A 12,662-nucleotide genomic window follows, 5' to 3' on the forward strand; every position below is an offset into this window, starting at 1 on the left:
CCCCACCCCATGAGAACATATTAAGAACGCACAAGCAGCGTGGGATGGGACGATGGACGACGCATTGATCGAGAAGCTCGGCATTCTGGCCGACGCGGCGAAATACGACGCCTCCTGCGCCTCGTCCGGCGCCAAGCCGCGCCGCGGCGGCAAGGAGGGGCTGGGCTCGACCACCGGGGCCGGCATCTGCCACGCCTACACGCCGGACGGGCGCTGCGTTTCGCTCCTGAAGATCCTGCTGACCAACCACTGCCTGTTCGACTGCGTGTACTGCATCAACCGACGCTCCTCCAACGTCCGCCGCGCCCGTTTCACGGTGGAGGAGGTGGTGGAACTGACTCTCGGTTTCTACAAGCGCAACTGCATCGAGGGGCTGTTCCTGTCCTCCGGCATCATCCGCTCGCCGGACCACACGATGGAGCAGATGATGCTGGTGGCGCGGACCCTGCGGCGCGACCACGGCTTTGCCGGCTACATCCACCTGAAGACCATCCCCGAAGCCAGCCCCTGGCTGATCGAGCAGGCCGGGCTGTGGGCGGACCGCCTGTCGATCAACCTCGAACTGCCCACCGACCAGAGCCTGAAGGCCTTCGCGCCGGAGAAGAACGGCGGGACCATCAAGGCGGTGATGGGTCAAGTCAACGAACGCATCGTCGAGGCCAAGGAGGAACGCCGCCGCTTCTCCCCCGCCGGCCAGAGCACCCAGTTGATCGTCGGCGCCGACGACGCCACCGACCGTTCGGTCCTGGAGACCAGCGGCACGCTCTACCAGCGCTACGGGCTGCGCCGCGTCTACTACTCCGCCTTCAGCCCGATCCCGGAGGCCAGCTCGGTCCTGCCGGTCAAGCCGCCGCCCTTGCAGCGGGAAAACCGGCTGTATCAGGCCGATTGGCTGCTGCGCTATTACGGCTTCACCGTGGAGGAGATCGCGTCCGGCGGCGAGGCCGGGATGCTCGACCTCGGCATCGACCCGAAGCTGGCCTGGGCGCTGAAGAACCGCGAGCGTTTCCCAGTGGACGTCAACTGCGCCGACCGCGAGATGCTGCTGCGGGTGCCGGGGCTGGGTGCGCGCGCCGTCGACAAGATCCTGTCGGCGCGCCGCCACACCCGTCTGCGCATGGAGGATCTGGGGCGGCTGTCGAACGGTCTGCGGCGCGCCCGCCCCTTTCTGATCGCCGCCGACTACCACCCCGTGGGCGGACTGACCGACCGGCTGGACCTGCGCCAGCGCTTGGTCACGCCGTCCAGCCAGCTCAGCCTGTTCTGACGATGCACACGTTCACCTTGCGGGAGGGGGCGGACCTCGACGGCTTCCGCCGGGCGGTGCGCCGCCTCGCCGCCGCCCGGACGGCGCCCGACAAGGTGCTGTGGACCGTCGGCGCGCCGTCGCTGTTCGACGACGACGCGGCGCCGGCTTCCGAGAACGGCCCGCCGGTCTTCCTGCCCCAGGCGGTTGGGCAACTGATCGAAACCGTCGTCTGCCACGGCGATCCGGAACGCTACGCCCTGCTGTACCGGCTGGTCTGGCGGGTGCTGAACGGGGAGCGGGCTCTGCTCGACCAGCACGCCGACCCGCTGGTGCACCGGCTGGAGCGGCTCGACAAGGCGGTGCGCCGGGACATCCACAAGATGCACGCCTTCCTGCGCTTCCGCGCCCTGCCCCCGGCTCCGCCCGGCCCGGACGGCGGGGAACGCTACGTCGCGTGGTTCGAGCCCGACCACCACATCGTCGAGGCCGTCGCCCCCTTCTTCGTCGAGCGCTTCGAAAGCATGGTGTGGACGATCCTGACACCGAAGGGATCGCTGCACTGGGACCGCCACCGCCTGATGACCGGGCCGCCCGCCGAGCGTCCGGACTCCTTGGCCGACGACCGCTTCGCCGAGGGCTGGCTGCGCTATTACGAGAGCACCTTCAACCCGGCGCGGGTCAACCCGACGGCCATGCGGGCGGAGATGCCGCGGAAATACTGGAGCAACATGCCGGAGACGGCGGCCATCCCGGCCATGGTCCGCGCCGCCCCCGCCCGAGTCCAGGCGATGCTGGAGGCGGAGGCCGCCATCCCGCGCCGCCGCATGCCGGAGAAGGCGGTGGCGGCGATGGCCCGGCAGGCCCCGGAAAGCCTCGCCGAACTGAACCGCCTGATCCAACGCTCCGAACCGCTGGTGCCGGGCGCGACGCAGGCGGTGCTGGGCGAAGGGCCGGAGGGCGCGGCCATCGCCATCGTCGGCGAGCAGCCGGGCGACCATGAGGACCGCGAGGGCCGCCCCTTCGTCGGCCCCGCCGGCCAGTTGCTGACCGCCGCGCTGGAGGAAGCCGGCGTCGACCGCGGCGGCCTCTACCTGACAAACGCCGTCAAGCATTTCAAATTCGTCCAGCGCGGCAAGCGGCGCATCCACCAGTCCCCCACCGCCGGCGAGGTCAAGCATTACCGCTGGTGGCTGATGACGGAGTTGGGCTTCGTCCGCCCCCGCCTCGTTGTCGCGCTGGGAGCCACCGCGGCCCTGGCGCTGAGCGGCCGGCCCGTTTCGGTGCTGCGTGAGCGCGGGCCGATGGCCTTCGACGGGTGGAACGGCTTCGTCACCGTCCACCCCTCTTACCTGCTGAGACTTCCGGGAGACGAGGAGCGGCGGCGGGCGCAGGCGGAGTTCGTGGCAGACCTGCGCCGGGCCGCGGCGCTGGCGTGAGACGGCACCGGACCGTCTCCCGTCAAACCCTCACGGTCAAACCCTCACGCGCCCTGCTGCTTGAACCGCTTGCCCACCGTGCATTGGATGCGCTGAAGCTCGTACTTCGGGTGGTCGTTGATCCACTTGGCACTCTCGATCTGACCGGCGATCGGACAGCTCGACATGGTCAGGGGTTCGGTGTCGGGAACCATCGGGTTGATGGTCCGACACTGGGTCGGATCGGACGCCAGGCAGAAGATCATCGACAGGGTAACAAACATCGGGCGCTCCAAAACGCAACGGCACAGCTGTGCCAACATCGTGTGGATCAGCGAGAGCAAGCCGCATGCCATGCCCAGGACGAGGACAGGATTGCGGGATTCCGGCTGCTCGGAAATGAGCCAAGCCACAGGGCGCCGAATCATTAGGCATCGAAGGTTAACCAATGCCTAAAGGTTGGGAGTTTGCGAAGCCGTTGGTGCAGCGGATGAAGCAGAACAGGCCGCGAGGTCCAGAGAAGCCTTCGCGCAAGTCTGGAGTCGGCGCGCCGCAGATCAACGGAACGTTGAGAGACGTGCTTTCTATCCTTGAAGCGACCTGCGCTGGCGTCAGGCCCCGGGCTGCTCGCACCGCCATTGGCGGACGTTCCAGTTGGGATGTTCCATGAGCCAATGCACGACGTGGACGTAGCTGTTGCGCGTGCATTCGACCGCGGTCGGGTACCGTTCAAAGGAGAGTGGACGCTCGATGGCGCATTGGTCCGGCCGCATGGCCAGACAGATCACCAGAACCAGTTCAAACATGGTTCGCGTTTCCTGTACGAAAACTCGATGAGCCGGCGCCTTCAACACGTCATCCAAGGGGACGAAGGCCGGAACACATCCATCAACAGCCGGCGCCGCGGATCGGGTCGCGCTGCTATGCAGCAAATATTGCTGCTCTGCACAAACATCTCTTCGGAAACTGCAAATAAATAAATTACAAAATCATCTTTTGAAGGATTAATTGCTTACTACCAATTTGCGGTCAGTTCCGGATAAATCTGGCGCAAGGCAATTGTTTGGCGTTTTCTATTCGGCAGAGCCTTGACGAGAAGATGGTCCCAATATAGCATTAAGTGCCAATTTGGCGTCAGCTTTTCTGAATATTGAATTCAGAACAAAACATACCGCGCGACGACATCCGCGCGACAACGCCCTTTTGCACTCAGCGCTGCGCTCATAAGCAAGAAGCCCATTGGTTTTTGGGTAAACAATAAGCGCCATCACGGGAGGGATCGTCATGAAGGTATTGTCTCGCTGGCTTCTGGCGTCTGTCGCTGTCGTCGCAGCCGGCTCGGTTTCTGCGAACGACAGTATTCTCAAGAATGAAGCGAACCCCAACAACTGGGCGTCCCAACTCGGCAATTATGCCGGGCAGCGGTACAGCCCGCTCAACCAGATCACCACCGACAATGTGAAAAATCTCCAGGTCGCGTGGTCGTTCTCAACCGGGGTTCTGCGTGGCCATGAAGGCGGGCCGATCGTCGTCGGCGACGTGATGTACATTCACACGCCGTTCCCCAACAAGGTCTTCGCACTCGACCTCAACAACCCGGGGCGGGTCATCTGGAAATATGAATCGGTCCAGGACCCGACCGTCATCCCGGTGATGTGCTGCGACACCGTCAACCGCGGCGTCGCGGTCGCCGACGGCAAGGTCTTCCTGGCCCAGGCGGACAACACGCTGGTCGCGCTCGACGCCAAGACCGGCAAGGAGATGTGGAAGGCAAAGAATGGCGACCACACCAAGGGCGAGACCCTGACGGCGGCCCCGCTGGTGGTCAAGGACAAGGTCTTCGTCGGCATCAGCGGCGGCGAGTTCGGGGTGCGCGGCCATCTGACGGCCTACGACACCAACAGCGGCAAGATGGTCTGGCGGGCTTTCTCGACCGGTCCGGACGCCGACGTGAAGATCGATCCGTCGAAGACGATGATGATGGGCAAGCCGATCGGGCAGAAGGACCTCGGCGTCTCGACCTGGCCGGGCGACGAATGGAAGCGCGGCGGCGGGACCACCTGGGGCTGGTACACCTACGACCCGGCGCTCAACCTGATCTATTACGGCACCGGCAACCCCGGCACCTGGAACCCGACGCAGCGGGCTGTCGACAAGGACCGGGCCAAGAGCGACAACAAATGGTCGATGACCATCTTCGCCCGCGATCCCGACACCGGGGAGGCGAAGTGGGTCTACCAGAAGACGCCCTTCGACGAATGGGACTTCGACGGCGTCAACGAGAACATCCTGGCCGACATCAACATGAACGGCCAGCAGCGCAAGGTCCTGGTCAACTTCGACCGCAACGGCTTCGCCTACACGCTGGACCGGGCGACCGGCGAGTTGCTCGTCGCGCAGAAATATGACCCGACGGTCAATTGGGCGACCGACGTCGACATGAAGACCGGGCGGCCGAACGTCGTCGACAAATACAGCACCTTCGCCAATGGCGAGGACAAGAACACCTCCGCCGTGTGCCCGGCGGCGCTCGGCACCAAGGACCAGCAGCCGGCCTCCTTCTCGCCGGACACCGGCCTGTTCTATGTCCCGACCAACCACATCTGCATGGACTACGAGCCGTTCTCCGTCTCCTACACGGCGGGGCAGGCCTATGTCGGCTCGACCGTGTCCATGTACCCGACGCCGAACTCGCACGGCGGCATGGGCAACTTCATCGCCTGGGACGCGGCGGCCGGCAAGATCGTCTGGTCGCGGCCGGAGCGCTTCGCGGTGTGGAGCGGCGCCCTGTCCACCAAGGGCGGCGTCGCCTATTACGGGACGCTCGAAGGCTACCTCGTCGCCGTCGACATGAAGGACGGCAAGGAGCTGTGGCGGTTCAAGACCCCGTCCGGAATCATCGGCAACATCAACACCTACACCCACAACGGTAAGCAGTATGTGGCCGTGCTGTCGGGCGTCGGCGGCTGGGCCGGCATCGGCCTTGCCGCGGGCCTGACCCAGGAGGCCGGGGCGCAGGCGTGGCACAACGCCGTCCATCCCGGCCACACCGAGGGTGGAGGCGTGGCGACCGCCGGCCTCGGCGCGGTCGGCGCCCACCAGTCGCTGGGCGAATACACCCAGCTCGGTGGCGTCCTGACGGTGTTCCACATCCCGGACCAGAAGTGATCGGCAGACCTGCCCCCGGTGCCGCAACGCACCGGGGGTTTTGCTTTAGAGCCTTCGGCATTTACTGGGACCCGGCTTCCGGGCAAGGATCTCGACATCCATGAAACGCAGACTTGGCTTGCTGACCGGTGCGCTGACGGTGGGCACCGTCGCCTGTTTCGCCGCCCTGGCGCAGGACGCGCCGACGACCCCCGACGGAACACCGACCTACATCGTCAAGGACGGTCAGGTGGACAAGGGAACCTACAACGGCTACCGCCGCTTCCACGCGACCTGCCACACCTGCCACGGCTTCGACGCGTCGGGGTCGTCCTTCGCCCCCAGCCTCGCGGACTCGCTCAAGCGCCTCAGCTACGACGAGTTCAAGGAGGTCGTGGTCAACGGCCGCCAGAACCAGGGCGCCACCGGCGACAAGGTGATGCCCTCCTTCGGCCTCGATCCGAACATCATGGATCACCTGGACGACATCTACCGCTACCTGAAGGCGCGGGCCGACGGCGTGCTGCCCGGCGGACGCCCGCAACGCATCGGCGGCTGATCCGGCGGAGGGAGACCCTTCATGGCATTTCCTTCTGTGCGCACCGTCGTTGCCTGCGCCGCGGCGCTGCTGTCCGTCACCGCGCCGGCCCACGCCGTCGAGGTGACGGAACGCGAGACCGTGCGCGTCTGCGCCGACGGCAACCTCCTGCCCTATTCCAACGAGAGGATGGAGGGCTTCGAAAACGAGATCGCCCGGCTCATCGGCGAGGACCTGAAGAAACCGGTGACCTATTACTGGTGGCCGCAGACCATTGGCTTCGTCCGCAACACGTTGCGCGCGCGGCAGTGCGACCTCGTGATGGGCACGGCGTCCGGCGAAGAGCTGATGCAGAACACCAACCCCTATTACCGGACCGTCTATTCCCTCGTCTACCGCACCAAATCGGGCATCAAGGCGGAAAGCGTGGGCGATCCGTCCCTGAAGGACGCCCGCATCGGCGTCGTCGAGAAGACGCCCGCGGTCAACCTGCTGCGCCTCTACGGCATCACCCGGACCGAGCCCTACCAGCTCAACACCGACACGCGCGCCAACAACCCGGCCCGCGACGCCATCGAGGACGTGGCCGCCGGCAAGACCGACGCGGCGGTGATCTGGGGGCCCATCGCCGGTTACTTCGCCGCCCAGCAGACCGAGCCGCTGACCGTCGTTCCGCTGGTCAAGGAGCCGGCGGGCGCCCGGCTGCAGTTCAACATCTCCATGGGCATCCGCTCCGACGAGCCGGAATGGAAGCACTGGCTCAACGATTTCATCAAGCGCCGCCAGGACGATATCGACCGCATCCTGCTGCGCTACCATGTCCCGCTCATCGGCCCGGACGGTGCGCTGAAGACCGCCGCCGCGATCGAGCCGCCGGGCTACCGGATGGACCAGTACCGCGCCCCGACCCCCGCCGGCCTGTCCGGCGCCTCCACCGTGACGCTGGCGGAACTGCGGCGGCTGATCGAGCATTTTCCCGACACGCGGCTGATCGACGTGATGCCGGCCCCGCCGCGCCCGGCGGACCGTCCGGCGCCGGCGGTGTGGGTTCCGCCGCCACGCCGCAGCCTGCCGGGAGCGGTCTGGCTGCCCAACACCGGCTACGGCAGCCTGTCGGGCGAGCAGGAGCGCTATTTCCGCGCCGGGCTGGAGACCGTGAGTCATGGGGATCGGGCCGCCCGGCTGGTCTTCTTCTGCGAGCCGGACTGCTGGATGTCCTGGAACGCCGCGAAGCGCGCCGTGGAGTGGGGGTACGGCAACGTCTACTGGTATTCCGACGGCGCCATGCGCTGGCAGGAGGCGGGATACGGGCTGGAGACGGTGCAGCCCTTCACCGGCGGCGCGTCGAATTGACCGAAACCGCTCGCCTCAGTCCAGGCGGGCAGCGATGTCCCGGGCGATGCGGCCGGCCTTCTGTTCAAACTGGACCGGCTGTTCGCACAGCGCCGTCTGATTGCGTCGCCGCTCGTCGAGGATGCGCCGCCGCCACGCAATCTCCTCGCGCAGCGCAGTCGCCTCGGGGGCGTCGGCGGGAAGCGCCTGGAGACGGGTCAGCGCCGCATCAATGCTGTCGAGCAGGACGCGCTGCTGGTGGGCGTAGCGCTTGATGGCCGAAATGGCTTGGCCGCGCTCCTGGTTGAGCGCGTCGAAGGCGCCGGCGAACAGGGCGGTAAGGGCGGCGTTGCGGTCCGCCGCCGCACCGTTGGCCTCCAGCTGGTCGGCGAAGCGGTTGATCGCCGCCTGCTCCTGCTCCGGATCGAGCCGGCGGTCGAGGAGTTGCTTCAGGACCGGTTCGGTGCCGGGAATGTCGCGCCAGTCGCCTTCCTTCCCCTCGATGGGATCGCCGGGCCAGATCTGGCCGGACGACAGGGTCGGCACGAGAATCTGGACGCAGGGCCAGTCCGGATCGCTCCCGGCCGCCTCCGCCGGGACGGACGCCGCCGGGGCAGACGCCAGGGTGAGCAACGCGACGGCAAGGACAGCGGAGCGGTGACGCATGATGAGAGTCTGCCGGATATCGGGCGCCCTTGCCCATCCACGCATTCGGATGAGGCCGACGGAATTCGCCGCAACGGCGCTCCTGCTCCTGCTGCTGAACGGTGCGGCGGCCCCCGCGGGGGCGCAGGCGCCGGCCAAGGTTCTGGTCTTCGATCTGGAACTGGTGGACACCAGCCGGGAACCCTCCGATCCGGACCATGCCGGACGGCTGGAACGGGTGACGGCGCTGCTGCGCGACGGGCTGAAGGACGGCGGTTACGAGGTGACCGGCGTTCGCGACAGCACCGTCGCCGCGGAGGTGCCGGCGTCTCTCCATCGGTGCAACGGCTGCGAACGCGACCTTGGGCGCCGGGCCGGCGCGGACATCGTGGTGACCGGTTTCATCCATAAGATCAGCACGCTGATCCTCAACATGCAGATTATAATGCGCCGCACCGGAGACGGCGAGATTATCGCCGTTGGGAACGCGGACATCCGCGGCGACAACGAGCGGTCATGGCGGCGCGGCGTCGAATGGCTGCTGCGTCACCGCCTGCTGCCCGCACTGCCGTCCGACCGGTGACGAACCCTGACGGACACGGGGAGGAGGATCGCTTGGCCGACGACGCTTTGCTCTCCTATGTGCCGTACCGCCCGGCGGCGAGCCGCGTCCGGTACTACGACATCACACTGCGCGACTATGTGGACCAGTTCAGGATCGGCGTCTGGGACCAGGAGAAGGACCGCACGCAGCGCGTCCGGATCAACGTCTCGCTGACGCTGCCCTGGCCTGACCGGCCGATGACCGACAGCCTGGATGAGGTGCTGTCCTACGACTTCCTGATCGACGGCATCCGCGCCCTTCGCGACGGCGCCCATGTGAACCTCGTCGAGACGCTGGGCGACCGGATTCTCGCTCTGTGTTTCTCGAACCCGGAGGTGACCCGCGCGCGGGTGCAGGTGGAGAAGCTGGACGTCGTTCCGGAATCCGGCGGCGTCGGCATCGTCATCGAACGTTGCCGCCCCGAGGGAGCGCAAGCGTCATCATGAGCAGCGCGCCGTTGTGGGTCGTCAAACTGGGCGGCAGCCTGTGGCGCGCCCCGGAATTGCGACGCTGGCTGGAGATTCTGGCCGCGGCACGGCGCCTGCGGGTCGTGCTCGTCCCCGGCGGCGGTCCCTTCGCCGACGCCGTCCGCGACGCCCAGCCGGCGCTCGGCTTCGGCGACCGCGCCGCGCACCGCATGGCCCTGCTCGCCATGGAGCAGTACGGAACCGCCCTGGTCGACCTGGAGCCGCGGCTGACCCCCGCCCGCAGCCTCGCCGACCTGCGCGGCCGGCCGAGCCCGACCGTCTGGATGCCGCTCCCCCTGGCGGAGGATGCCGACGTGGCGGAAAGCTGGGACGTCACCTCCGACAGTCTGGCGGTCTGGCTGGCCGGCGCGCTCGGCGCCACCTGCGCGGTTCTCGTCAAGTCCGCTCCATTGCCGGACGCCGCCGTTCCGGTGTCAGAACTCGTCACGGAGGGCGTCGTCGATCCGGCCCTCCCGGAGCGCCTGGCACGCTACGGCGGGGCCGTATGGTGCGTGTCGCGCGACGATCACCGGCGCTTCGCCAAGGCGCTGGACCAGAGCAACCCGTGCGGCACCCGGCTGACCCTGCCTTCCGACGATCCGAACGCCGATGGCTGAGCGCCCCAAGCACGTCCTGTTCCTGACCGGCGCGCTGGCCGAACCGCGCCTGCGCCACGTCCTGGCCTCCTTGGAACCGCTGGAGTTCCAGGCCACCGTGGTCGATCTCGGCATCAAGGTCGCGGCGCTGGCGACGACGGAGATCGTGCTGCGCCGTCTCGCCTCGACCGAGGGGGCGGACCTCGTCCTGCTGCCAGGGCGGTTCCGCGGTGACCTCGACCGGCTGTCCGCGCATTTCGGCGTGCCCTTCGAGCGCGGCCCCGACGAGTTGGAGGACCTGCCCCAGCATTTCCGGCGTCAGGCCGCCCCGCTCGATCTCAGCCGCTACCACACAAAGATCTTCGCCGAGATCGTCGAGGCGCCGCTGCTCGGCGTGCCGGCCATCCTGGAGCGCGCCGCCCGCTTCGCGGCGGACGGGGCCGACGTGATCGACCTCGGCGGGCTGCCCGACCATCCCTTTCCCCATCTGGAGGAGGCGGTGACGGCGCTGCGCGAGGCCGGCCACACGGTCAGCGTCGATTCCCTCGATCCCAGGGAGTTGCTGCGCGGTGCCGCGGCGGGCGCCTCCTACCTGCTCAGCCTGACCGAGGAGACCGCCTGGGTCGCCCGCGAGACCGACGCGGTGCCCATCGTCATCCCGACCACGCCGAGCGATCTGCCGTCGCTCGATCGCGCGCTGGACACCATCCGCGGCGAAGGGCGGCGCTGCGTCGCCGACCCGGTCCTGGAGCCGATCCACCACGGCTTCACCGACTCCTTGCTGCGCTACCGCGAGGTCCGGGCGCGCCATCCCGACCTGGAAATCCTCATGGGGGTCGGCAACGTGACCGAGCTGACCGACGCCGACACGCCGGGGATGACCGCGCTGCTGATGGGAATCGTTTCCGAACTGCGCATCGACCACATCCTGACGGTGCAGGTCAGCCCCCATTGCCGCCGTACCATCCGCGAGTTCGACGCGGCCCGGCGCCAGTTCTTCGCCGCCGCGGAGGCCGGCGCCCTGCCCCGCAATTTCGGCGACGCCCTGCTCTGCCTGCGCGACCGCAAGCCCTTCAGCAGCACGCCGGAGCAGGTGGCCGACCTCGCCGCCCGCATCCGCGACCCGAACTACCGGATCGAGGTGACGGAACAGGGGCTCCATCTCTACAACCGCGACGGCCACCATGTGGCCGGCGATCCCTTTGCCATGCTGCCGCACATCGCCCCCCACACCGATCCGGGGCACGCCTTCTATCTCGGGGCGGAGCTGGCCCGCGCGCAGATCGCCTGGCAGCTCGGCAAGCGCTACAGCCAGGACAACGAACTGCGCTGGGGCGTCGCGGTGGACGCGCCGAACGGCACGGGAGGGCGCGGGACGTGACCTTCATCCGCGAAACCATCGTCACGAGCCGCGACACGGCGGGCAACGTCCACGTCGCCCCGATGGGCGCCACGGTGACCGAGACCGGCTATGTCCTGGCGCCCTTCCGCCCGTCGCGCACGCTCGACAACCTGCTCGCCACGCGCTGCGCGGTGATCAACTTCACCGACGACGTCCGGGTGTTCGCCGGCTGCGTCACCGGGCGGAAACGCGACTGGCCGACCGTGCCGGCGGAGCGCATCCGCGGCGCGGTGCTTGCCGGCGCACTGGCGCACGAGGAGGTGAAGGTGGCCGCGGTGGAGGATGACGGGTTGCGGCCCCGCCTGGACTGCCGCCCGGTGCATCTCGCCACCCACCGACCCTTCCGCGGCTTCAACCGGGCGCAGGCGGCGGTCGTGGAGGGGGCGATCCTGGTCAGCCGCCTGCATCTCTTGCCCTCCGAGAAGGTCGACCGCGAGATCGACTATCTGTCCATCGCCATCGGCAAGACCGCCGGTCCCGTGGAGTTGGAGGCGTGGGGCTGGCTGCTCGACCGCATCGCCGAACACCGGGCTGGTGGAGAGAGGGCACCATGACCCGGCTGCTCGCCAGTGTTGCGTCCCTGGAGGAACTGACGCTTGCGGCGCGGGGGGGCGCGGACATTCTGGATTTGAAGGACCCGAAAACGGGTGCGCTCGGGGCATGGCCGCTGGACGGCATTGTCCGCGCCGTCGATGCGACTCGCCAACGGCCCGTCCGTGCGCCGCTGAGCGCCACGGTGGGCGACCTGCCAATGGACCCCATAATCGTGGCGGGGCGGGTGTCCGAAACCTGGGCCTGCGGCGTCGATTACGTGAAGATCGGCCTGTTCCCGTCCGGCGATCCGGCGGGCTGCGTGGCGGCACTGGCGCCGGAGGCCCGGCGTGGCGCCCGCATCGTCGCCGTGCTGTTCGCCGATCTTTGGGCCGACCTCGGCACCTTGCTTCCCGACATCGCGAGAGCGGGCTTCGCCGGAGCCATGCTCGACACCGCGGGAAAAGGCTCCGGCGGGCTGCTGCGGCACACGACGAAGGACGAGTTGGCGCGCTTCCTGGCACAGGCACACAGCCACGGCCTGCTCACCGGGCTCGCCGGTTCACTGCGCCTGGACGACATTCCGAATTTGCTGCCGCTCGCGCCCGATTATCTCGGTTTCCGCACCGCACTGTGCTCCGGTGCCGACCGGGGCGGCGCGTTGGACCCGGCCGCGCTGGCCACGGTCCGCGGCGCCGTCCCGGAACAGCCTCTCACCGGTTGAACGCGCGACCCG

General features: G+C 67.8%; 14 protein-coding genes. 11 read left to right on the forward strand and 3 right to left on the reverse strand.

From position 1 onward, the window contains the following. The first annotated feature begins 52 nt into the window (after window positions 1-52). Complete coding sequence (locus GBZ26_RS04720; protein ID WP_174437830.1) at window positions 53-1,267, forward strand: putative DNA modification/repair radical SAM protein; 1,215 nt, start codon at window positions 53-55, stop codon at window positions 1,265-1,267. 2 nt (window positions 1,268-1,269) lie between these two features. Next, a complete protein-coding gene (locus GBZ26_RS04725) occupies window positions 1,270-2,685 on the forward strand; it encodes a UdgX family uracil-DNA binding protein (protein WP_174437831.1) in 1,416 nt (471 codons plus the stop codon). Window positions 2,686-2,729: 44 nt separating this feature from the next. On the opposite strand, the gene GBZ26_RS04730 is transcribed toward GBZ26_RS04725, so the two are convergent. Further along, window positions 2,730-2,948 (reverse strand): hypothetical protein, encoded by a 219-nt coding sequence (locus GBZ26_RS04730; protein ID WP_035680398.1) that lies wholly within the window; start codon window positions 2,946-2,948, stop codon window positions 2,730-2,732. 327 nt (window positions 2,949-3,275) lie between these two features. Next, window positions 3,276-3,470, reverse strand: a complete 195-nt coding sequence (locus GBZ26_RS04735; protein ID WP_174437832.1) for a hypothetical protein — start codon at window positions 3,468-3,470, stop codon at window positions 3,276-3,278. A 478-nt stretch (window positions 3,471-3,948) separates the two neighbouring features. Here GBZ26_RS04735 and GBZ26_RS04740 point away from each other — a divergent pair, with 478 nt between their 5' ends. From GBZ26_RS04740 to GBZ26_RS04750, 3 genes are all read left to right on the forward strand, one after another. Next, window positions 3,949-5,832 (forward strand): methanol/ethanol family PQQ-dependent dehydrogenase, encoded by a 1,884-nt coding sequence (locus tag GBZ26_RS04740; protein ID WP_174437833.1) that lies wholly within the window; start codon window positions 3,949-3,951, stop codon window positions 5,830-5,832. A gap of 100 nt (window positions 5,833-5,932) precedes the next feature. Further along, window positions 5,933-6,370 carry a c-type cytochrome gene (locus tag GBZ26_RS04745; RefSeq protein WP_174437834.1) on the forward strand — a complete coding sequence of 146 codons (438 nt, stop codon included), beginning with the start codon at window positions 5,933-5,935 and terminating at the stop codon, window positions 6,368-6,370. A 21-nt stretch (window positions 6,371-6,391) separates the two neighbouring features. Then, on the forward strand, window positions 6,392-7,702 hold the full coding sequence (locus GBZ26_RS04750) for a quinoprotein dehydrogenase-associated putative ABC transporter substrate-binding protein (protein ID WP_246654082.1): 1,311 nt from the start codon (window positions 6,392-6,394) through the stop codon (window positions 7,700-7,702). 15 nt (window positions 7,703-7,717) lie between these two features. Here GBZ26_RS04750 and GBZ26_RS04755 read toward each other — a convergent pair whose 3' ends face one another. Beyond that, window positions 7,718-8,347 carry a hypothetical protein gene (locus tag GBZ26_RS04755; RefSeq protein WP_174437835.1) on the reverse strand — a complete coding sequence of 210 codons (630 nt, stop codon included), beginning with the start codon at window positions 8,345-8,347 and terminating at the stop codon, window positions 7,718-7,720. 49 nt (window positions 8,348-8,396) lie between these two features. Here GBZ26_RS04755 and GBZ26_RS04760 point away from each other — a divergent pair, with 49 nt between their 5' ends. The 6 genes from GBZ26_RS04760 to GBZ26_RS04785 are packed head-to-tail and all read left to right on the forward strand — an operon-like array spanning window position 8,397 to window position 12,650. Beyond that, a complete protein-coding gene (locus GBZ26_RS04760; RefSeq protein ID WP_174437836.1) occupies window positions 8,397-8,909 on the forward strand; it encodes a DUF3280 domain-containing protein in 513 nt (170 codons plus the stop codon). A 32-nt stretch (window positions 8,910-8,941) separates the two neighbouring features. Next, the gene (locus GBZ26_RS04765; RefSeq protein ID WP_174437837.1) at window positions 8,942-9,376 is read left to right on the forward strand and encodes a dihydroneopterin aldolase; all 435 of its coding nucleotides are present in this window, start codon (window positions 8,942-8,944) and stop codon (window positions 9,374-9,376) included. After that, on the forward strand, window positions 9,373-10,014 hold the full coding sequence (locus tag GBZ26_RS04770) for an amino acid kinase family protein (RefSeq protein ID WP_174437838.1): 642 nt from the start codon (window positions 9,373-9,375) through the stop codon (window positions 10,012-10,014). The genes GBZ26_RS04765 and GBZ26_RS04770 overlap by 4 nt, the downstream gene beginning before the upstream one ends. Continuing rightward, a complete protein-coding gene (locus GBZ26_RS04775; RefSeq protein WP_174437839.1) occupies window positions 10,007-11,374 on the forward strand; it encodes a DUF6513 domain-containing protein in 1,368 nt (455 codons plus the stop codon). Before GBZ26_RS04770 ends, GBZ26_RS04775 begins: the two co-directional genes overlap by 8 nt. Next, on the forward strand, window positions 11,371-11,949 hold the full coding sequence (locus tag GBZ26_RS04780; protein ID WP_174437840.1) for a DUF447 domain-containing protein: 579 nt from the start codon (window positions 11,371-11,373) through the stop codon (window positions 11,947-11,949). Before GBZ26_RS04775 ends, GBZ26_RS04780 begins: the two co-directional genes overlap by 4 nt. Continuing rightward, window positions 11,946-12,650, forward strand: a complete 705-nt coding sequence (locus GBZ26_RS04785; protein ID WP_174437841.1) for a (5-formylfuran-3-yl)methyl phosphate synthase — start codon at window positions 11,946-11,948, stop codon at window positions 12,648-12,650. Before GBZ26_RS04780 ends, GBZ26_RS04785 begins: the two co-directional genes overlap by 4 nt. The last annotated feature ends 12 nt before the right edge of the window (window positions 12,651-12,662 follow it).

This window comes from Azospirillum formosense (assembly GCF_013340925.1).
In the GTDB taxonomy this organism is placed as follows: Bacteria; Pseudomonadota; Alphaproteobacteria; order Azospirillales; family Azospirillaceae; genus Azospirillum; species Azospirillum formosense.